19 protein-coding genes and 1 pseudogene are annotated in these 20,361 nt (G+C 72.2%); 13 read left to right on the top strand and 7 right to left on the bottom strand.

The window, feature by feature from the left end; genetic code table 11:
* Window positions 1-178: 178 nt before the first annotated feature.
* Window positions 179-982 (bottom strand): nuclease-related domain-containing protein, encoded by an 804-nt coding sequence (locus ABT116_RS09150; protein ID WP_351629987.1) that lies wholly within the window; start codon window positions 980-982, stop codon window positions 179-181.
* Window positions 983-1,101: 119 nt separating this feature from the next.
* Between ABT116_RS09150 and ABT116_RS09155 the strand changes: the two genes are divergently transcribed.
* The 12 genes and pseudogenes from ABT116_RS09155 (at window position 1,102) to ABT116_RS09210 (ending at window position 12,684) form a co-directional block, all read left to right on the top strand.
* On the top strand, window positions 1,102-1,605 hold the full coding sequence (locus ABT116_RS09155) for a protein-tyrosine phosphatase family protein (protein WP_351629990.1): 504 nt from the start codon (window positions 1,102-1,104) through the stop codon (window positions 1,603-1,605).
* Window positions 1,606-1,765: 160 nt separating this feature from the next.
* A complete protein-coding gene (locus ABT116_RS09160) occupies window positions 1,766-2,611 on the top strand; it encodes a hypothetical protein (protein WP_351629992.1) in 846 nt (281 codons plus the stop codon).
* The gene (locus ABT116_RS09165; RefSeq protein ID WP_351629994.1) at window positions 2,608-3,855 is read left to right on the top strand and encodes an ATP-binding protein; all 1,248 of its coding nucleotides are present in this window, start codon (window positions 2,608-2,610) and stop codon (window positions 3,853-3,855) included. The genes ABT116_RS09160 and ABT116_RS09165 overlap by 4 nt, the downstream gene beginning before the upstream one ends.
* 114 nt (window positions 3,856-3,969) lie before the next feature.
* The gene (locus tag ABT116_RS09170) at window positions 3,970-4,476 is read left to right on the top strand and encodes an SH3 domain-containing protein (protein ID WP_351629997.1); all 507 of its coding nucleotides are present in this window, start codon (window positions 3,970-3,972) and stop codon (window positions 4,474-4,476) included.
* 52 nt (window positions 4,477-4,528) lie between these two features.
* Window positions 4,529-5,893: an FtsW/RodA/SpoVE family cell cycle protein gene (locus ABT116_RS09175; RefSeq protein ID WP_351629999.1), complete on the top strand. Its 1,365-nt coding sequence runs from the start codon at window positions 4,529-4,531 to the stop codon at window positions 5,891-5,893.
* Window positions 5,890-7,356 (top strand): penicillin-binding transpeptidase domain-containing protein, encoded by a 1,467-nt coding sequence (locus ABT116_RS09180; RefSeq protein ID WP_351630001.1) that lies wholly within the window; start codon window positions 5,890-5,892, stop codon window positions 7,354-7,356. The genes ABT116_RS09175 and ABT116_RS09180 overlap by 4 nt, the downstream gene beginning before the upstream one ends.
* Window positions 7,357-7,404: 48 nt before the next feature.
* Complete coding sequence (locus tag ABT116_RS09185) at window positions 7,405-7,914, top strand: DUF3291 domain-containing protein (protein WP_351630010.1); 510 nt, start codon at window positions 7,405-7,407, stop codon at window positions 7,912-7,914.
* A gap of 171 nt (window positions 7,915-8,085) precedes the next feature.
* A complete protein-coding gene (locus ABT116_RS09190; RefSeq protein WP_351630013.1) occupies window positions 8,086-9,024 on the top strand; it encodes an AurF N-oxygenase family protein in 939 nt (312 codons plus the stop codon).
* A 168-nt stretch (window positions 9,025-9,192) separates the two neighbouring features.
* Window positions 9,193-10,327, top strand: a pseudogene (locus ABT116_RS09195) (RNA-guided endonuclease InsQ/TnpB family protein).
* A gap of 27 nt (window positions 10,328-10,354) precedes the next feature.
* Window positions 10,355-11,014: a TetR/AcrR family transcriptional regulator gene (locus ABT116_RS09200; protein WP_351630016.1), complete on the top strand. Its 660-nt coding sequence runs from the start codon at window positions 10,355-10,357 to the stop codon at window positions 11,012-11,014.
* Window positions 11,015-11,018: 4 nt separating this feature from the next.
* Window positions 11,019-11,318 (top strand): DUF8847 domain-containing protein, encoded by a 300-nt coding sequence (locus ABT116_RS09205; protein ID WP_351630018.1) that lies wholly within the window; start codon window positions 11,019-11,021, stop codon window positions 11,316-11,318.
* A gap of 106 nt (window positions 11,319-11,424) precedes the next feature.
* Window positions 11,425-12,684, top strand: a complete 1,260-nt coding sequence (locus ABT116_RS09210; RefSeq protein WP_351630021.1) for a C40 family peptidase — start codon at window positions 11,425-11,427, stop codon at window positions 12,682-12,684.
* Here the strand turns inward: ABT116_RS09210 and ABT116_RS09215 are convergent.
* The 5 genes from ABT116_RS09215 to ABT116_RS09235 are packed head-to-tail and all read right to left on the bottom strand — an operon-like array spanning window position 12,639 to window position 18,680.
* A complete protein-coding gene (locus tag ABT116_RS09215; RefSeq protein WP_351630024.1) occupies window positions 12,639-13,910 on the bottom strand; it encodes a styrene monooxygenase/indole monooxygenase family protein in 1,272 nt (423 codons plus the stop codon). The genes ABT116_RS09210 and ABT116_RS09215 overlap by 46 nt on opposite strands.
* A 13-nt stretch (window positions 13,911-13,923) precedes the next feature.
* On the bottom strand, window positions 13,924-14,571 hold the full coding sequence (locus ABT116_RS09220; protein ID WP_351630026.1) for a GTP-binding protein: 648 nt from the start codon (window positions 14,569-14,571) through the stop codon (window positions 13,924-13,926).
* A complete protein-coding gene (locus ABT116_RS09225) occupies window positions 14,552-14,974 on the bottom strand; it encodes a DUF742 domain-containing protein (RefSeq protein WP_351630029.1) in 423 nt (140 codons plus the stop codon). The genes ABT116_RS09220 and ABT116_RS09225 overlap by 20 nt, the downstream gene beginning before the upstream one ends.
* Window positions 14,971-15,495 (bottom strand): roadblock/LC7 domain-containing protein, encoded by a 525-nt coding sequence (locus ABT116_RS09230; RefSeq protein ID WP_351630030.1) that lies wholly within the window; start codon window positions 15,493-15,495, stop codon window positions 14,971-14,973. Before ABT116_RS09230 ends, ABT116_RS09225 begins: the two co-directional genes overlap by 4 nt.
* A complete protein-coding gene (locus ABT116_RS09235; protein WP_502983845.1) occupies window positions 15,492-18,680 on the bottom strand; it encodes a sensor histidine kinase in 3,189 nt (1,062 codons plus the stop codon). The genes ABT116_RS09230 and ABT116_RS09235 overlap by 4 nt, the downstream gene beginning before the upstream one ends.
* A 357-nt stretch (window positions 18,681-19,037) precedes the next feature.
* On the opposite strand from ABT116_RS09235, the gene ABT116_RS09240 reads away from it, so the two are divergent.
* The gene (locus tag ABT116_RS09240; protein ID WP_351630034.1) at window positions 19,038-19,823 is read left to right on the top strand and encodes a protein phosphatase 2C domain-containing protein; all 786 of its coding nucleotides are present in this window, start codon (window positions 19,038-19,040) and stop codon (window positions 19,821-19,823) included.
* A gap of 14 nt (window positions 19,824-19,837) precedes the next feature.
* Here the strand turns inward: ABT116_RS09240 and ABT116_RS09245 are convergent, their stop codons facing one another.
* A complete protein-coding gene (locus ABT116_RS09245) occupies window positions 19,838-20,329 on the bottom strand; it encodes a MarR family winged helix-turn-helix transcriptional regulator (protein WP_351630037.1) in 492 nt (163 codons plus the stop codon).
* Window positions 20,330-20,361: the final 32 nt, after the last annotated feature.

Below are 20,361 nucleotides of genomic sequence, written 5' to 3' on the forward strand. Positions count from 1 at the left end.
CGATCCGTCCCGCCGCGACCCGCGAACACCCCCGCCGCCCGGACCCCCGACCGGCCCGCGGACCCGCGAACACCCGCCGAGCCCTCGCCCGTCCCGCCGCGACCCGCGAACACCCCCGCCGCCCGGACCCCCTCCCGGCCCCGCGGGCCCCCGAACACCCCGCCGACCCCCGACCCCCTCACACCCGCGCCCACGTGTTCCGGTCGCGGGCCATCGCGTGCAGGGCCTCCACGTCCGCCGGTTTCAGGACGCCGCCCCGTCGTGACAGGCCTTCCACCTCCGCCGCCGTCAGGACGTGGACGTCGCGGGGGGCGGCCGGGATCGACAGCGCCGCCGGGTCCACCAGGACGAGTACCGGGCGGACCTCCGCCGTCAGGGCGTAGGAGGCGCGGTCGGCGTCGGTGCGCAGGCGGTTGAGGAGGGGGTGGGGGTCGCGGCGGCCCAGGGTGATCATGGGGTCGGCGATCCGGACGCGCTGCTTGCGCGCGTGGAGGGTGTGGACGGCGTAGAGGCCGCCGGGGCCGATCAGCAGGTGGTGGATGCGGTCGCCGCCGGGCAGCGGAACGGAGTGCAGGGTGTGCCAGCCCGCGCCGTCGAGACGGTCCAGGGCGTCGCCGACCGTCTGCTCGGCCGCCAGGTCCCTGCGGCGCGGGTCGGGGCGCAGCCGGTGCGTGGGGCCGGGGTCGCGGTCGAGGGCGACGACGAGGGCTTCGCCGGGGCGGTTGGGGGCCAGGTCGTCGTCGGGGTGGAGGGCGAGGCGGGCCAGCTCTGCGGGGGTCGGCACCGGCGGCGGCCCCACTGTCACGGGGCCCGTGATGAAGGGCCCGAGGGCCCTCAGGACGTCGTCCTCGCGGTCCTCGCCGAGCAGGTTCACCCGGGCGGCCTCACGGTCGTACCAGGCGATGTTCCTGCCGTCCGGGAGGCAGACGTAGAGCCGCTCGCGGCCGTGCCGCCAGGTCGGTATGACGCGCAGTCCGTTCATGCACCATCACCCCAGTCCATGGGAACAGGCGGGGTGCTGCGGGGGCAAGAACCCGGTTACCTTGGAGAGGAGTTGAGCCTGCCCGCGGACCCTCGGGCGGTCATGGTGGGGAGGCGCCGTTGCGTACCCGCAGTAAACCCGACGTGCCCGCTCCGGAGAGTCCGTGGAACGAGGTCGTCCCCGGGCTCTGGATGGGCGGTCACGAGTACACGGGGACCTTGGGGCACCTGGAGTTCGCCGTCGTACGGGACGAGTTCGACCTCGTGCAGACGCTGCTGCGGCTGCCGGGGCACGGGCCCGATCCGGGCGTCCTGCACCATGTGTGGCCGATCCCCGACGGGCCGCTGGACGGGACGCAGCTCGCCGGGGTGATCCGGCTGGCCGAGGCGGCGTGCGAGGCGATGGACGAGGGCCGCAGGGTCCTGGTCCGCTGCTACCACGGGTACAACCGCTCCGGCCTCGTCGTCGCGCACGCCCTGATGCGCCAGGGCCGGTCCGCCGAGGCGGCGATCCGGCTGATCCGGGCCCGCCGCTCGCCCTGGGCGCTGCACAACGACCTGTTCGTCGAGTACCTGCGGGCCGGGCTGGCCACGGCCCGGCTGCCGGAGGAACTCACCGAGTAGCAGGACGCCCGTACGGCTGCGCGCACACGGCCACCCTCTCGCGCAAATGGGACTTCCCCGCGAATAAGGTGTACGCGGCCGACGGTCACCCCTGCCGTCCGTCCACCATCCGTCCACCGTGTGTCCGCCGTGTGCTCACCCATGAACCGCCAGGAGTGCAGTGCCCCTCAGCCGCACCGGGCAGGCCGCCCGCCGCCTCGCCGTCGTCGCACTGCTGCTGGCCGCCGCCGTGGGCTGCGGGGACACCGGCGGGCTGGAGGGCGCGGGGTCGACGCCCACCGCACAGGGGCCGGCCCGCCTCTGGCCGGAGCTGACCCCGGCGTCCAGCCCGGCGTTCGAGATCGGCGAGGTGAACACCGAGGTGGTCAAAGGGGTGAAGGTGCCCGGCGACGACATCCGCCGGGTGAATCCGGTCGGGATCGTCCGGGCCGAGATCGCCGGGAACCCGGGCGACTACGACGGTGCCAGGGCGCCCTACCGCGACACCGGGCGCGCGATGACCGGCTGCGCGAAGGGCCCGGGGCACGGAAAGTGCCCGGTGCTCCGGCCGTACTACCGGGATCTGACCGGTGACGGGCGCGACGACCTGACGCTGGGTTTCCCGCTGCGGCCCGGCAAGACGACCGCGGTCCGCGTCTACACCGTCGACAAGCACCGGCTGGTGCAGGTGATGGCGTGGGAGGACGCGCTGAGCGGTGTCGAGCTGGCCGGGCGTTCCCTGGTGATCCGCTCACCGTCGGAGGTCGCGGGCTACGAGTACCGTCTGCAGTGGACCTGGGACCGGGATCAGCGGGCCATGCTCCTCACCCACGACGAGATGCTGCGCACGGGCCCGCGCAAGCACCCCCGGCAGCCGTCGGACTCCGGCACCGGTGCTCCGTCGACCTCCCGCACCGGTCCCCCATCGGCCTCGCCGTCCGCTCCCCCGTCCGCTCCTCCGTCCGCCTCACCGTCCGCTCCCCTGTCCGCCTCGCCCTCCGGCTCCCCCTCGGTGAGCGGCGGATGAGGCCGCTGCTCCCCCCGTGGTCGGGGACGCTCGCCGCGAAGGCCGCCGCCTTCATCACGGTCATGTGCTGCGCGCTCGCGGCCCTGCTCGGCGTCCTGGTGCACGTGCAGGTGACGAACCAGACCGTCGGTCAGGCCCGTGACCAGGCGTTGCAGAGGCTGACGCAGGCGACGCAGCGGTACGAGGCAGGGGACACCCTGCGGCACGGCGCCGGGGTGGATCCGCCGGAGCTGCCCGGGGAGCTGCGGGAGCTGGCGGTGGCCGGGGATCGCGGCACGATGGTCGCCGACCGGGCGGGACGCCCCACGATGTGGGCGGCGGGCCCCGTCGACGGCGAGCGGGCGCTGGCCGTGGCGATCGACTACTCGCAGCAGGCCCGCACGATCGAGGGCCTGGACCGGGCGATCGTGTGGTCGTCGGGCCTCGCCATCGGGGCGACGCTGCTGGTCGGGGCGTTCGCGGTGACCCGGGTGACGCGGCGGCTGCACACCACGGCTCTGGTGGCCCGGCGGATCAGCGCGGGCGACCTGGACGCGCGTGTGAACGACCCCCGCACGGGTCCGCGCACGCAGCCCGGTCCGCAGGACGAGGTGGCCGCGGTCGCCGCCGCGCTGGACTCCATGGCGGCGTCGCTGCAGGGGAAGCTGCTGGCCGAGCAGCGGTTCACGGCGGACGTCGCGCATGAGCTGCGCACGCCGCTGACCGGGCTGCACGCGGCGGCGGAACTGCTGCCGCCGGGCCGTCCGACCGAGCTGGTGCGCGACCGGGTCGCGGCGCTGCGCACCCTCACCGAGGACCTGCTGGAGATCTCCCGGCTGGACACCGGCCGGGAGCGGGTGGAGCTGGACACCGAGCAGGTGGGGCCGCTGGCCGAGCGGGTGGTGCGGGCGGCGGGGAACGGCACGGAGGTCAGGGTCGTACGGGACGTGTCCGTGGAGACGGACCGGCGGCGGCTTGAGCGGGTGCTGGGCAATCTCGTGGCGAACGCGCACAAGCACGGGCGGGGGCCGGTGGTGCTGACCGTGGACGGGCCGGTGGTGACCGTTCGCGACCACGGGGACGGATTCCCGGAGTACCTGGTCGCGCACGGCCCGCAGCGGTTCCGCACGGAGGGCGGTACACGGGGGCACGGTCTGGGGCTGACCATCGCACGCGGGCAGGCCGAGGTGCTGGGGGCGCGGCTGGAGTTCGCGAACGCGCCGGAGGGCGGGGCGGTGGCCACCCTGAGACTCGCGGCGGAGTGAGGGGCCGGAGCGCGTCCTCCTATGGCCCAGCGTGAGGGGCGGCACCCGCAGGCCGCTCCTAATGTGGCGATTAGTCAGCTTCGGCACCTTCGCCCCCACATGGAGGTATCCCCCATGTCCCTGCGCTTCCGCCTCTGCATAGCAGCCGCCGCCGGTCTTCTCGCGGCCGCGGCCGCCATCACACCTGCCGCCGCCGACGACTGGGACCCGAGCGGCGGCAACGGCAATGGCAACAGCAGCGGCCGGCACGATCCCAGCGACGGGAACGGCAACAACGACCCGAACGGCTGGAGCGGCAACGGCAACAACAACTCGAACGACGGGAGCGGCAACGGCCGGCACGACCCGAGCGGCGGGAACGGGAACCACCAGGGCCATCACGACCAGCGTCTCTACGAGGGCGTCGTCACGGCGAACAGGCTGGCGCTGCGCAGCGCTCCGAACCGAGGTTCGCAGATCATCCGGTTCGCCCGTCGGGGCGACGTCGTCAAGATCTTCTGCAAGACGGGCGGCGAGAAGGTGCAGGGCAACCCGCTCTGGTACCTGCTGACGGACGGCACCTGGGCCTGGGGCGCGGCCCGGTACATCGACAACATCGGCCCCGCGCCACGCTGGTGCTGACACCTCGTCACCCAAAGACACGCAAGACGCACGGTTTGGGTAGATTCCGGACATGAGCAAGGCCGGAATCACCGTGGTGACGGCGGACGCGCCCGCCCCCGCCGTCCGTCGCCTCCCCCGACGCCGGGGCATCGAGCTCGCCCTCATCGTGCTGGCCGTGCTGCTGTCGGTGTACGGCTACTGCGCCGTGGGCCTCGCCCGGCAGGGAACGCTGCCGCCCGGTGCCGCCGGCTACGGCGCCGGCCTCGGCGTACTGGCGCTGCTGGCCCATCTGACGGTACGTCTGCGGGCCCCGTACGCCGACCCCCTGCTCCTCCCGATCGGGGTGCTGCTGAACGGGCTGGGCCTGGTGCTGATCTACCGGCTCGACCTGGAGACCCCGGGCGACCGGGCGGCGCCGGCCCAGCTGGTGTGGTCGACGCTGGGCGTGACGCTGTTCATCCTGGTCGGCCTGCTGCTGCGGGACCACCGGGTGCTCCAGCGCTACACGTACGTCTGCGTGGTCGTGGCCCTGATCCTGCTCACGCTGCCCATCCTCTTCCCGGCGGTGAACGGGGCCCGCATCTGGATCCGGATCGCCGGGTTCTCCATCCAGCCGGGCGAGTTCGCGAAGGTGCTGCTGGCGGTGTTCTTCGCCGCGTACCTGGCGGCGAACCGCAACGCACTGGCCTACACCGGCCGCCGCGTCTGGAAGCTCCAGCTCCCCACGGGCCGCGTGCTCGGTCCGATCGTCGCCGTCTGGCTGGTGAGCGTGGGTGTGCTGATCCTGGAACGCGACCTCGGCACCTCGCTGCTGTTCTTCGGCCTGTTCGTGGTGCTCCTCTACGTGGCAACCGGCCGCACCGGCTGGATCGCGGTCGGCCTGCTGCTCGCCGCGCTGGGTGCGGTCGCCGTGGGCCGGCTGGAACCGCACGTGCACAGCAGGATCGAGACCTGGCTGCACCCCTTCGCCTCCATCGAGGCGGGCGAGGGCGCCAACCAGCTCGCCCAGTCGCTGTTCGCCTTCGCGGAGGGCGGCATGCTCGGCACGGGTCTCGGACTCGGGCACTCCTTCCTCATCGGCTTCGCCGTGAAGTCCGACTTCATCCTGGCCACCGCGGGCGAGGAGCTCGGCTTCGCCGGTCTCTGCGCCGTCTTCCTCCTCTACGGCCTGCTGGTGGAGCGCGGCTTTCGCGCGGGCCTCGCGCAGCGCGAGCCCTTCGGCCGGCTGCTCGCGGTCGGCCTCGCCTCACTGGTGGCGCTCCAGGTGTTCGTGATCGCGGGCGGCGTGACCGGCCTGATCCCGCTCACCGGCATGGCAATGCCGTTCCTGGCGCAGGGCGGCTCGTCGGTGGTCACCAACTGGGCGATCGTGGCGCTGCTGGTCCGGGTGAGCGACTCCGCCCGGCGCGGTTACGACGGGCAGGACACCCGGTGACCCGGAACATCCGGCACGCCGGGTACTTCTGTGCGCTGCTGCTGGTGGCCCTGCTGGTGAACGCCGCCCGGGTCCAGGTCGTCCAGGCGCCGTCGTACGACCGCAACCCGGCCAACCGGCGCCCCGACATCGCCCGCTACGAGCAGCCGCGCGGAGACATCTGGGTCGGTGGGCGCCCTGTCACCGGTTCCCGGGACACCCGCGAGCACCTCCGCTACGAACGGACCTACACGGACGGCCCGATGTACGCGCCGGTCACCGGCTTCGCCTCCCAGCTGTACGGGACGACGCTGCTGGAGAGCGCCGAGGACGGCGTACTGTCCGGCGCGGATCCGATGCTCGCGCCGTTCCCGCTGTGGAACGACTTCACGCGTGCGCGCAACGCGGGCGGGGACGTCGTCACGACGCTCCACCCGGCCGCCCAGGAGGCCGCGTACCGGGGACTCTCGGGCCGCAAGGGCGCGGTGGCGGCGCTGGAGCCGTCGACCGGCCGGATCCTGGCCCTGGTGTCCGCCCCGTCCTACGATCCCCAGCCGCTGTCCGGCAACGGCTCGGCGGCGGCCCGGGCCTGGCGGCGGCTCACCGCGGACAAGGACAAGCCGATGCTCAACCGGGCGGTGCGGCAGACCTATCCGCCTGGCTCGACGTTCAAGGTCGTCACCGCGGCCGCCGCGCTGGACGCGGGTGTGGTCACGGACCTCGATACGCCGACCGACTCCCCCGACCCCTACCGGCTGCCCGGAACGCGCACGCGCCTGACGAACGCGTCGAAGGGCTGCGCGGACGCCTCTGTCCGGGAGGCCTTCACCTTCTCCTGCAACACGGTGTTCGCCAAGCTCGGCGTGGAGGTGGGCGTGACGGACATGACGGCCACGGCGCACGCCTTCGGCTTCAACAACGGAGGGCTGCGGATCCCCTTCCCGGTGGCCCGGTCCACGTTCGACACCACCCTCGACAAGGCTCAGCTCGCCCTGTCGTCGATCGGCCAGTACAACACCCGCGCCACACCGTTGCAGATGGCGATGGTCGCGGCGGCCGTGGCGAACGGCGGCCAGGTGCGGGACCCCTACCTGGTGGAGCGCACGACCCGGCCGGGCGGCAGCACCCTGGCGGCGGCCGGTTCGCGTCCGATCCGCCAGGCGATGTACCCGGCCACCGCCGACCGGTTGCGGGCGATGATGCGGGACGCGGTCGAGAACGGCGGCGGACGCAAAGCCGCCATCCGCGGCGCCCAGGTCGGCGGCAAGACCGGCACGGCCCAGCACGGCCTCGGCAACTCCGGCATCCCGTACGCCTGGTTCATCTCCTGGGCACAGGGAGAGGGTGACCTGGTGCCGAGGGTGGCGGTCGCGGTCGTCGTGGAGGACGCGGAGGCGAAGCGCGGCGACATCAGCGGGGGCGGCGACGCGGCGCCGATCGCGCGGGCGGTGATGAAGGCGGTGCTCAAGTCGCTGCCCGGTTGATGAGACGGGGCTACCGGGGCCAGGAGACCCCGACCTACCGTTCGGTTCATGACTGAACCCGCCGCGTACGAACTCGCCCAGGTTAACCTCGGCCGCCTCAAGGCCCCGCTGGACTCTCCGCAGTTGAAGGACTTCGTCGACAACCTCGACCCGGTGAACGCGGACGCGGACCGCGCCGACGGTTTCGTCTGGCGCCTGCAGGGCGAGGCCGGCGACGACGCCACGGACGTGCCCGTCTTCGGCGACTCCTGGCTGATCATCAACATGTCGGTGTGGCGCGACGCCGACGCGCTGACGGCGTACATGTACCAGGGCCGGCACCGGGAGGTGCTCGCACGCCGACGCGAGTGGTTCCAACGGGTGCAGGAGGCCATGGTCGCCCTCTGGTGGGTCCCGGCGGGCCATCGCCCCACGGTCGCCGAGGCGGAGTCCCGCGTCCTGCACCTGCGCACGCACGGCCCGACGCCGTACGCCTTCACGCTGCGGACGCAGTTCCCGCCCCAGGGGGCGCAGCCGCTGATCGGCGAGGTGCCGGAGGGGCTGGGCTGCGCGCTCTGACGGAGTCCAGCCGGTGGCGCGTCGCCCCAGGTCGATCGCCCCCGCACCTCCGCGCCGCCGCGTCACGAAGTAGACGCCGAGTAAACAAGTGACGCGCGGGGGATTGACGAGCTTGCTGACAAGCAGTCTCATAAGTGCATCAGTGACGTGTGCACAACGAGGTGGGCAGCCATGACGACCCTGACGGAAGCCGACGCGCTCGACGGCCTGCGCGATGCCCTCGGCCTGCTGAAGGACCGGGAGCAGGTGGCCCAGCGGCTGCTCGACTCCTCCGCCAAGCACTCCTTCGACCCGGACGAGGAACTGGACTGGGACGCGCCCTTCGAGGAGGGCAAGTGGTTCTGGCCGCCGGAACTGGTCTCGCTCTACGACACCCCGCTGTGGAAGCGCATGGGTGAGGAGCAGCGGATCCTGCTCTCCCACCACGAGGCGGCGGCCCTGGCCTCCCTGGGCATCTGGTTCGAGATCATCCTGATGCAGCTGCTGGTCCGGCACATCTACGACAAGGCGGCGACGAGCGCACACGTCCGCTACGCACTCACCGAGATCGAGGACGAGTGCCGGCACTCCAAGATGTTCGCCCGGCTGATAGCCCAGGGCGACACGCCCTGGTACCCGGTCAGCCGCGCCCACCAGCAGCTGGGCCGGCTGTTCAAGACCATCTCGACCACGCCGGGTTCCTTCACTGCGACCCTGCTGGGCGAGGAGGTCCTGGACTGGATGCAGCGGCTGACGTTCCCCGACGAGCGGGTCCAGACCCTGGTCCGCGGCGTCACCCGCATCCACGTGGTCGAAGAGGCCCGGCACGTCCGCTACGCCCGCGAGGAACTCCGCCGCCAGATGGTGACGGCCCCCAAGTGGTCCCAGGAGTTCACCCGCATCACCTCCGGCGAGTTCGCCCGCGTCTTCTCGGTGGCCTTCGTGAACCCCGACGTCTACACGAACGTGGGCCTGGACAAACGGGAGGCCCTCGCCCAGGTCCGCGCGAGCGGCCACCGCCGCGAGGTCATGCAGAACGGCTCCAAGCGCCTGACCGACTTCCTCGACGACATCGGCGTACTGCGCGGGGTCGGCCGACGCCTGTGGAAGTCGTCGGGGCTGCTGGCCTGACCACCCGACTCCGTCGAGCCCGTACAGGACGATTACTGAGCGGCTGCCTGACGCGATGGAGAGACTCACCTCACAGGTCCCGAACACGCTTGCTCAGATCGTGTGCAGTTCCGGTTGAATGTGATCTTTCGCCGTGAGCGGTCACCGAGCATCCCTACGGTGATCAATATGCAGCTCCGCTACAACTACCGGGCCTACCCGGATGCCGCCCAGTGTCGTGCGCTGGCGAAGGCGTTCTGGTGCGCCCGCGTGGTGTGGAACGACTGCCTGCGCGACCGCAGGGAAGCGCACGCGGCGGGGATGCCATATGTGACGTCGGCTGAGCTCTCCCGGCTGCGCATCACCCAGGCCAAGCGGACCGAGGAACGCGCGTGGCTGGCCGACGTGTCGGCGGTTGTCCTGCAGCAGTCCCTGCGGGATCTGGACACCGCCTACAGGAACTTCTTCGACAGTCTGAGCGGCAAGCGGCGAGGCCGGAAGGTGGGGCCGCCCCGGTACAAGTCGAAGAAGGATGCCCGGCAGTCGATCCGCCTCAACACCAACGCTTTCCGCGTCCAGGCCGACGGCGCGGTCTACGTGGCAAAGGTTGGCGATCTCAAGGTCAAGTGGTCCCGCCCGCTTCCTGGCACACCCACGTCCCTGACGGTCACCAAGGACAGCTGCGGCCGGTACTTCCTCAGCTTCGTCGTGGACACCGAGCCTGACATCCTCCCCGAACTGGAGGCCGATACAGGTATGACCTGGGCTTGTCCGCTTTCGCGGTCCTGTCCGACGGCCGGAGAATCGACAGCCCGCGCTTCTTGCGCCGGGCGGAGAAGAAGCTCAAGCGCCTTGGCCGGGATCCACACAGATCATCCGCGACAACCAAGCGGTCTACGTGGAAGACCTATCGGTGTCCGGCCTCGGCCGCACCCGGCTCGCCAAGGCCGTACACGACGCGGGATGGTCGAGGTTCGTCGGCATGCTGGAGTACAAGGCCGTCAAGCACGGACGCACCTTCGCCAAGGTGAACCGCGCTTTTCCGTCCTCGCAGGTCTGCTCGGCCTGCGGGTTCCGGGACGGCCCCAAGCCGCTGCACGTCCGAAAGTGGACGTGCAGCGCGTGCGGCACCGTGCACGACCGCGACCACAACGCCGCACGCAACGTCCTCTTCGAAGGACGCCGTATCGTCGCCGCCGGACGGGCGGAGACGCAAAACGCCTGTGGAGCGCCGGTAAGACGGGCCCACGCGCCCGCACAGCGCGGTGAAGCAGGAAGCCACCGGAAGGGTCGGACGACCCAGGCCGGACTCCCTGGACTTTAGGCCGGGGAGCACGTCAAGCTGCGATGCATGACACCAGCCGCCCCCACCCCCGCCTACCGGCGACTCAGCGTCGAGGAACGCCGTAGTCAACTCCTCGCCTCGGCGCTGGACCTCTTCGCCCACCGCGCCCCGGAGGAGGTGTCCCTCGACGACGTGGCGGAGGCGGCCGGGGTCTCGCGGCCGCTGGTGTACCGGTACTTCCCGGGCGGCAAGCAGCAGCTCTACGAGGCCGCCCTGCGCTCCGCCGCCGACGAGCTCCAGCACTGCTTCGACGAACCCCGCGAAGGCCCGCTCGTGCCCCGCCTCTCCCGCGCCCTCGACCGCTACCTCACGTTCGTCGACCAGCACGACACCGGCTTCAGCGCCCTCCTCCAGGGCGGCAGCGTCGTGGAGACGTCCCGCACCACCGCCATCGTCGACGGTGTACGCCGTGTCGCCGCCGAGCACATCGTCAGCCACCTGGGCGTCACCGGCCCCGGTCCCGGCCTGCGCATGACCATCCGCATGTGGATCACGGCCGTGGAGGCGTCGTCGCTCATCTGGCTCGACGAGGACAAGCAGCCCCCCGCCGGGGAACTCCGCGACTGGCTCGTCGAGCAGTTCGTGGCGATGCTGACGGTGACCGCCCGCCGCGACCCGCAGACCGACGCCCTGGTCCGGGCGCTCGCCGAGGATCCCGGACACTGATCCCGTGAGAAGCGAAGACACCCCCTTCGAGGGCGGCCCCATGGACGGCAGGGTCCTGCCCGTCCTCCTCGGCATCACCGGCCACCCGCCCAAGACGTACCGCATCCCCGTCCCGGACCCCGACGGCGGACCGGACACCGTGCTCGTCTACCGTCGCGTCCCCCGGGGGCCGGGCAAGGTCGGCCTGTCCAACCGCTGGAAGTACGCGTACACCCCGGAGGGCGTCCCGCCCCGCCGGCTCAACTGGCCCTGGTCGAGGCCAGCCGCCACGCCGCCCGGCAAGCCGGACGACGCCGACGGGTGACCCCGTTGCGCCGAACCGCGCACACCCACCGCGCGCAGCGCACGCACTCGCCTGATCCTCACGGTGTCCGGCGGCACCACGCCGCCCCCGTTACGGAGGTGATGGCATGTCAGGAAAGCTGCTGCGTCTGGTCTGTGTCGCGGCGACGGCGGCCGGAACCGTCCTGGCACCCGTCCCGGCCGCGGCCGTCTCCGAGCCGGACCCGCAACAGCCGCAGGTGGCGGATCTCCTGACGGACCTTCAGGGGCTGTACCGGAAGGCCGAGGAGGCCACCGAGGCCTACAACGCCACCGAGGAGAAGCTGAAGAAGCAGCGCGCCGAGACCGACCGTCTGGACCGCGCCCTCGCACGCGCCCGGCTCTCCCTGCACGACAGCCGGGGCGCGGCCGGCCGGCTGGCCCGGCAGCAGTACCAGAGCAGCACCGACCTCTCCCCCTACGTCCGCCTGCTCCTGGCCCGCGATCCGCAGCACGCGATCGAGCAGGGCCATGTGATCGGCCGGCTCGCGCGGGAACGGGCCGGCACCATCACCCGGCTGTCCGGCGACGAGCACAAGGCCGACGAACTGGCCCGCAAGGCCCGCACCGCCCTCGACCGGCAGCTCGCCCTCACCGAGCGGCGCAAGAAGGAACGGGACGAGGTCCGCACCCGCCTCCACGACGTCGAGGAACTGCTCGCCTCCCTCAGCCGCGACCAGCTCACCGAGCTTGCCGAGCTGGAGCGGAAGGGCATCGCGAAGGCGCAGTCGGAGTTCATCGCGTCGGGCGCGCTCGGCAGCGAAGACGGCCCGGACGACGAGGACGACGAAGACGACGAAGACGGCGGTGGCAGCGGCGACAGCAGCGAGAACGGCAAGAACAGCGACAGCCGCGGGATCGGCGACACCGTCCGCACCCCGTCCGCCGAAGGCCACCGGGCCGTGCGCTACGCCGTGCGGCAGCTCGGCAAGCCGTACGAGTGGGGCGCGGAGGGCCCGCGGACGTACGACTGCTCGGGGCTGACCTCGCAGGCGTGGGCCGAGGCCGGGACGCCCGTCCCCCGGACCAGCCAGGAGCAGTGGAAGCAGCTGGAGCGGATCCCGCTGCACGAACTGCGCCCCGGCGACCTGGTCGTGTACTTCCCGAAGGCCACGCACGTGGCGCTGTACCTCGGCGACGGCATGGTCGTCCACGCACCCCGTCCGGGCGCGAAGGTGAAGGCGTCACCGATCGCGGCCAACCCGGTCCTGGGTGCCGTACGACCGGACCCGGGCGGGGAGCCCCTGCGGCGCTACGAGCCGCCGGAGCTCCCCGAGGGTGCCACGGACGGGTCCGACGAGGGTTACGACGGTGACGCGGCGCCCGCGCCGGACACCTCGGCCAGGTAGGCCTGCGTCTTGTCCGGGTCGTAGAAGAAGTTCTCGAAGTCGGCCGGATTGTCGAAGCCATTGGCGAAGCGGTCGGCGACCGGCTGGAGCTCACCGGCGGCGCCGATGAGATTCAGGATGTGCTCCGGCGGCGGCGCGAGCATCGCGTTGGTCCACTTGGTGACGTGCTGGGCGGTGTTCCAGTAGCGGTCGAAGGTGGCGCGCATCCACTCCTCGTCGAACGGCTTGTCGCCGTGCTCGGTGATCGAGGAGAGGTAGGCGGCCGCGCACTTGGACGCCGAGTTGGAGCCCTGTCCGGTGATGGGGTCGTTGGCCACGACGACGTCCGCCACGCCGAGCACGAGTCCGCCGCCGGGGAGACGGCCGATCGGGTTGCGGACGGTGGGGGCGTAGCGCCCGGCCAGGGTGCCGCCGGCGTCGGTCAGTTCGACCTTGGTGGCCCGCGCGTACTCCCAGGGGACGTACCGCTCCATGAGTTCCAGGGTCAGGGAGAGGTGCTCCGCGGGGTCCTTGACGCCGTTGAAGGCGTCGAGCGGGCCGCCGGGTATGCCCTCCCAGAACAGGATGTCGGCGCGGCCGGAGGTGGTCAGGGTCGGCATGACGAACAGTTCGCCGACGCCCGGCACGAGGTTGCAGCGGACCGCTTCGGTGTCCGGGTGCTCGGGGCGCGGGCCGAGGCCGTGGACGTACGACACGGCCAGCGCGCGCTGCGGCTCGGTGTACGGGGAGCGCTCCGCGTCGCGGCCGAACATCTGGACCAGTTCGCCCTTGCCGGCGGCGACGAGCACCAGGTCGTAGGTGCGGGAGAAGTAGTCCAGGTCGCCGACGGCCGCGCCGTGGATGACGAGCTGGCCGCCGCGCTGGGCGAACGTCTCCATCCAGCCTGCCATCTTCACGCGCTGGTCGACGGACTGGGCGTAGCCGTCGAGCCTGCCCAGCCAGTCGATGGCGCGGGCGGAGGGGCCTTCGGCCCAGGAGCCGGGGGCGGCGACCGAGACGCCGAGTCCTTCGATCTTCGGGGCCTGGGACTCCCAGAAGTTCAGCTGGAGATCGCGCTCGTGCTGCAGGGCGGTGTGGAACATGCACTGCGTCGACATGACCCGGCCGGTGCGGATCTCGTCCGCCGTCCGGTTGGACATCAGGGTGACCTCGTACCCCTGTGACTGGAGGCCGAGGGCGATCTGGAGCCCGGACTGACCGGCTCCGACGACGAGTATCTTCCGCATGCGGGGCTGTCCTCTACTCGGGGGTTTCGTCGAGCGCGTGGCCCACGAGGGCCAGGAGGGTCTCGATCACGGAGATCCGGCGACGCGCGTCCATGATCATGACAGGTATGTGTCGCGGGATGGTCAGGGCCTCCCGCACGTCCTCCGGCTCGAACAGCTCGCTGCCGTCGAAGTGGTTGACCGCGACCACGTACGGCAGCCCGGAGCTCTCGAAGTAGTCCAGGACCGGGAAGCAGTCCTTCAGGCGGCGGGTGTCGGCCAGCACGACCGCGCCGATCGCGCCGCGCACGATGTCGTCCCACATGAACCAGAACCGCTGCTGGCCCGGCGTGCCGAACAGGTAGAGCACCAGGTCGTCGTCGAGCGTGATGCGCCCGAAGTCCATGGCCACGGTGGTGGTGGACTTGCCCGGCGTGGCGGTGAGGTCGTCGGTCGCCTCGCTCGCCTCGGTCATCAGCGCCTCGGTCTGCAGGGGCGTGATCTCCGAGACGGCGGTGACCAGCGTGGTCTTGCCCACGCCGAAGCCGCCCGCCACCACGATCTTCGTGGCTATGGGGGCACGGGTGCGGTCCGTCTCCCAGGCGTGCATGCTGTCGTCCGGCCGTCCGAACGGGGAGGAACCAGCGACGCCGTGAGCGGCGTCAGAGACGACGGAGTCCACTCAGCACCCTTTCCAGCAGAGCCCGGTCCGGGCGGCCCGTGCCATGGCCGGTGCCCGTTCCGTACACACGGATCTTTCCCTGGTCCGCGAGGTCGCTCAGGAGCACGCGGACCACGCCGAGCGGCATCTTCAGCAGCGCGGCGATCTCGGCCACCGTACGCATCCGGCGGCACAGTTCGACGATGGCCCGCAGCTCCGGCATGACGCGGGTGGAGAGGTGGCCGTTCGTCAGTTCCCTGCGCTCCTCCGGGGCGTCCAGCGCGGCCGTACTCGCCACGAACGTCTCCACGAGGAGGACGTGGCCGAACCGGGTGCGGCCGCCGGTGAGCGAGTAGGGGCGGACCCGGGAGGGTTTGCGGTCACCGCCGCGGACCGGGAGGTGCTGCTTCGGCGTACTGCTCATCGGGCACTCCCCGTCGTCTGGGAATCCTCCAGGGACTTCCGGAGCTCGCTGCGGAGTTCCGGGGTCAGGACGTGACCGGCGCGGCCGACGAACAGGGCCATGTGGTACGCCACCACGCTCATGTCGCAGTCCGCGGAGCCGTGGACGCCGAGCAGCGATCCGTCGCTGATCGACATCACGAAGAGGCTGCCCTCGTCCATCGCGATCATCGTGTGCCGGACGCCGCCGAAGTCCATCAGCCGGGCGGCGCCGATGGTGAGGCTGCCGATGCCGGAGACGATGGTGGCCAGGTCGGCGGCGGAGCCGCGCGGGCCGGTGCGGCGGGTGCCGCGGGCCTGCAGGGCTTCCCTCGCCTCCCTGTTGCGGTGGTCGTCGGAGGAGAGCAGGAGCAGTCCGTCGGACGAGACGACCGCGACCGAGAGGATGCCGGGCACCTCCTCGACGAGGTTGGTCAGCAGCCAGTGCAGGTTGCGGGCCTCACTGCTCAGTCCGATCAGTCCGAAGGTACTGGGAGCGGTCAACTGCTTGCCTCCTCGACTGTGCCCCCCGTGGATTCTTCGGATCCAGCTGGTCGTGCTGCGCCGGTGGCCGGCCGCTGGTGCGAGGCCGTCCTCTCGGCGATCTCCGCCTCCACGTCGCGGTACCCCGCCTGGGCGCCCTGGCGGAAGCCGCCGAGACGGCGGCGCAGGGCTTCGGCGTCGACGGAGCCGCTGCGCTGGCGCGGGGCGGTGGTCTGAGCGGTGATCTTCGGAGTGCGCTTGGGGAGGCCCTTGTCGGTGACGCGGTCCTCCTCCTCGTCGGGCGCGCGCTCGTGCTCCGGGCTCTCGTCCCGGTCCACGCCGCCCGTGGGGGCCTCGCCTTCGGGCCCGGGCCGCCCGTGCGGGCCGGTCTCGCCCGTACGGTAGGCGGCGTCGGGCGTGTGCCGCTCGTGCGGGTCGGTCTCGGCGCCGTCGACCGCGGGTCCGTGCCCCGCCGGGTCCGACTCACCCGCCTGTGCCGGGATCAGCAGCTCCATCGTGGTCTCCGCGGGGGATTCCACGGCTGCGGCGGTCTCGTCCGGGTCGGCATGCGGCCTCGACTCGGGGTCTGCCGCAAGTTCGCCGGGCGCCGCCGGGTCGCTGGGCACCGCCGGGTCGTTGGACGCCGCGGGGTCGACGTGGGCGGCCGGATCGCCGATCCCCGCCGGGGAGGCGTGGGCGGCCTGATCGGCGGGCGCCACGGGGGCGTCCGGCGTCACCGGTTCGGCGTGTGCTCCCGACTCGGCGTGTGCGGTCGCCTCACCGGGCGCCTCCGACTCGGCGGGCGCCTCCGACTCGGCGGATGTCGCCAGGTCTGCCGCCTCCGGCGACTCCGGCACCTCCAGCGCCCTGGGCGCCTCGGACGCATCCGCCGGTTCCGGCTCCCCGGTCGGTTCCGGTTGATGGGTGGGCGTCGTGGTGTCCGCGGCTTCGTCCTGGCGTACCGCCTTCTCCGCCAGGGCCACCAACGGGTCGTCGCCGGAGGCACGGCCGTGCAGGACGTTGGAGTTGGCCTCGGCGTCGGCGCCCGGGAAGGAGTAGGAGTGGGCCGTACCGGTGAGGGGGCCGGAGGTCGGTACGGCCACGGCCGGGGCGGCGGCGAGGAGTGTGCGGGGCAGGACGACGACCGCCGCGACACCGCCCTGCTTCTGCTCGCGCAACTGGACGCGCACGCCGTGGCGGTGGGCGAGCCGGGCCACGACGTACAGGCCGAGGCCGAGACCGTCCTCGCCCTCCTGGTCGTAGGGCGCCTCGGGGTCGAAGTCGGCGAGGCGGGAGTTGAGGCGCTCCAGCCTCTCCTCGGTCATGCCGATGCCCTCGTCCTGGACGGACAGCATGACCTCGCCGTTCTCCAGCAGCCAGCCGGAGATCTCGACGGGCAGGTCGGGCGGCGAGAACGAGGTGGCGTTCTCCATGAGTTCGGCCAGCAGATGGGAGAGGTCGTCCGCGGCGAACCCGGCGATGTGCGCGTGCGGCGGCAGCGCGGCGATCCGGACCCGCTCGTAGCGCTCGATCTCGCTGACCGCGGCCCGGACGACGTCCACCAGCGGCACGGGCCCGGCGGCGTGCTGGACGTGCTCGGTGCCGGCCAGGACCAGCAGGTTCTCGCTGTGCCGGCGCATGACCGTGGCGAAGTGGTCGAGCTTGAACAGCGTGGCGAGCCGGTCCGGGTCCTGCTCGCGCTCCTCCAGGTTCTCGATGACGCCCAGTTGCCGCTCGACCAGACCGAGGGTGCGCAGGGCGAGGTTGACGAACGTCCCGCCGATGGCCGTGCGCAGCCGCTCCAGCTGGGCGGCGGACTCGGCGAGTTCGCCGCGCAGTTCCTCACGCGCGTCGGCCATCTTCTGGCGCTGCCCGACGAGGTGCTTGCGGTCGGACTCCAGCGTGGTGATCCGCTCGGCGAGGGCGGCCGCGTGCGCGTGCAGGGCGTTGACGGAGCGGACGGCCTGGGCGAACTCGTCGTTGCGGCCGGTGAACTTCACCGGCTCCTCGGCCGCCGGGTCCTCGGCCTCGGCGAGGCGCTTGGAGCCCAGGCGCAGCACCGCGAGCGGGCGGGTGAGGCTGCGGGCCATGCCCGTGGCGACGCCGACGGCGAGCAGCATCAGGGCGCCGAGCACGGCGATGCGGATCTCCAGCGCGGTGACGTCGTCGTCACGCAGCGCCTCGAGGTCCTTGGTGCGGCGGTCGTAGAGGGCCGACTCCACGCCGCGCATCAGGTCGACGCGGGCGGACAGGGCCGCGTCCAGCTTTTTGGAGCTGGTGGCGAGGTCGGTGCGGGAGAGCGTCGGCTGGTCGGTCAGGGTGGCGAGGTACTTGTCGGCGGAGTTGACCTCGGTGCCGGTGACCGTGGAGTCGAAGGAGGCGCGGGCCGGCTTGGGCGCGGTGCCGCGGAAGTCGGCCAGGGCCGCGTCGGAGCGCAGCCGGGCCTGCTGGGCTGCGGCGCTGAGGGCGTCACGCTGCCGGGCGTCGGCGTCCGAGGAGGTGGAGGTCTCGGTCGGCAGGCCGGTGACGGGGTCGATGACCGTCTCGGTGCCGCGCGGCACGCTCAGCGCGGCGAGCAGCAGCCCGCGGGCCGCTGCGGCCTGCTGGACGGCGGAGTCCAGCTCGGCCAGCGCGTAACCGCCGGCACCCGCGCGCGGCGGGGTCCGCTGCGCCAGCTGCTCGGCCAGGTCGTGGAGCTCGGTGATGGCGCGGGAGTACGCCTGGTGCGCTTCGAGGGCGCTGCTCTTGCCGGTGAGCGCCGCCCTGCGCACGGCCGCTATGCCGTCGAGGTCCGAGCGGAGCGAGGCGGGTGTGTCGGTGTCGGAGCGCAGCTCCTCGACCTGCCGGTCCACCCGGGCGCTGCGCTGCTCGGAGGGCGCCTTGGACTTGGGGCGCCCGGCCGCGATGTAGGAGGTGACGTCGTCCCGCTCGTCGGCGAGGGAGTGCGCGAGGGCGAGCGCGTCCTGCGTCTGCTCCGCGAGCGTCACCAGTTCCTGGGAGTCGTGGAGCTGCCCGGAGGCGGCCAGGACGGACGGGGTGCCGGCACCGGCGATGGCCGCCGCGACCACGGCCACGGCCACGATCAGCCGGTTGCGTACGTGAGTGGGGCGGCCCGTGCCGGTGGGGGGCGTCGGCTCAGCGCCCTGAACGGGGGCTTCCTGCTTGCCTGTGCGACGAGGCCGCGTCTTCTGCACCGGTGCTCGCATTCCTGAACTCGTGAACCCATGGGCCCGGATGACGCTCCGTCAACTGGCGCGTACTCCCGGTACACTTCCCGACCCTCCCAGCGCCGGTGGGCAGCGCACGCGCATCACCTGACCCGCCACCCGAAGGAGTGAACCCCGGACGGGAGTTGAGGGGCAAGTTCCGCAGGCCCATGCAGCGACCTTGCGCGGCACGCCGGTTGGACGACGGCGACGGCCGGTGGCAGTATTCGCCACCACGCCTTCCCGGAACAAATCATTCCATCCCAAACCTGGCGTCTGACCTGCGTGACTGCGCCGGTCCGGCAACCATTGCCGGTCTCCTGCGGGCGTTGTGAAGGGCTCGTGCAGACTGGCTGGATGCGCACTGAACTCGCCTCGGAGCCGGGAGACGCCGACCGCCCCAACGAGGACTTCGCCGGTGTCGGGCTACCGGCCTCGGGACAGGGCGGTTCGGTCGTCGTCCTGGACGGGGTCACGCCACCGAGGACCGGGACGGGCTGTCTGCATTCCGTTCCCTGGTTCACCGCACGCCTCGGTGGGGCACTGACCGAACTGACCGTTTCACTCCCGGATGCCCCCCTGGTCGACGCCTTGTCCCGCGCCATCGCGCGTACCTCCGAGGCACACGCCGCAACCTGTGACCTTTCTCACCCTCGAACTCCTCAGGCCACGGTGATCGTCGCCCGCTGGAATCCGGACAGGGTCGAGTATCTGGTCCTGTCCGACTCGGCCCTGCTCCTGGAGTCGCCGGACGGCGTGGTGACACCCCTCCTCGACGACCGGCTGGCCCTGCTCCCCCGCTCGGCGCTCGCCACGGACGCGCTGGTGGACTCCACGTTCCGCAACCTGGAGGGCGGCTTCTTCACGGCGGCCGCCGACCCCTCGGTGGCGGCCCGGGCGGTGACCGGAACCGTGCCCCGTGGCGAGGTCCGTGCCCTGGCCGCGCTCACGGACGGCGCGACGCGCTGGGTCGAGCGGTTCGAGGAGGGCGACTGGACGGACTGCTTCCGCCTGATCCGCAAGGAGGGGCCCCAGGCGCTGGTGGACCGCGTCCGGACGCTGGAGCGGTCGGACGCCGCCACGGCGTTCCTGGGCCGGAGCAAGCGGCACGACGACGCGACGGCCGTCTACGTCGAGTTCTGAGCGGCTGCCCCGGCTTACTTCTCCATGCCCCGGTTGAGCTGGTGCAGCAGCCGGGCAAGTTCCGTGACCTCACGGGAGTCCCAGTCGGCCAGGCGTCCGGCGTAGCGGGCGCGGCGGGCCTCCCGGACCCGGCGGACGCGGTCGTGGCCCTCCTGAGTGAGGGCGACGAGCCAGGCACGTCCGTCGGCGGGGTCGGGCTCGCGCGCGACCAGCCCGAGTTCCTCCAGGGCGCGCAGCTGGCGGGACATCGTCGCCTTGCCGACCCCGATGTAGGCGGCCAGCTCGGTGGCCCGCTGCTTCCCGTACTCGTCCAGCCGCACGAGCAGGCCGTAGGCGGACGACTCCAGGTCGGGGTGGACCTCGCGGGCCATCTCGCCCTGGCTGGCCCGGGCGCGCCGCAGCAGCACGGTCAGCTCGCGCTCCAGCGCCAGGAAGGCGGGCTGATCCACACCGCTCGCGGCCACACCGGCGTCGCGGTGTCCGTCGTGGTTGCCGCCCTCGTGCACGTCAGCCCCTGCCTCGGTCGTCGCCGGTCGTG

It is taken from the genome of Streptomyces sp. NPDC002130 (assembly GCF_040296465.1).
Taxonomy (GTDB): Bacteria; Actinomycetota; Actinomycetes; order Streptomycetales; family Streptomycetaceae; genus Streptomyces.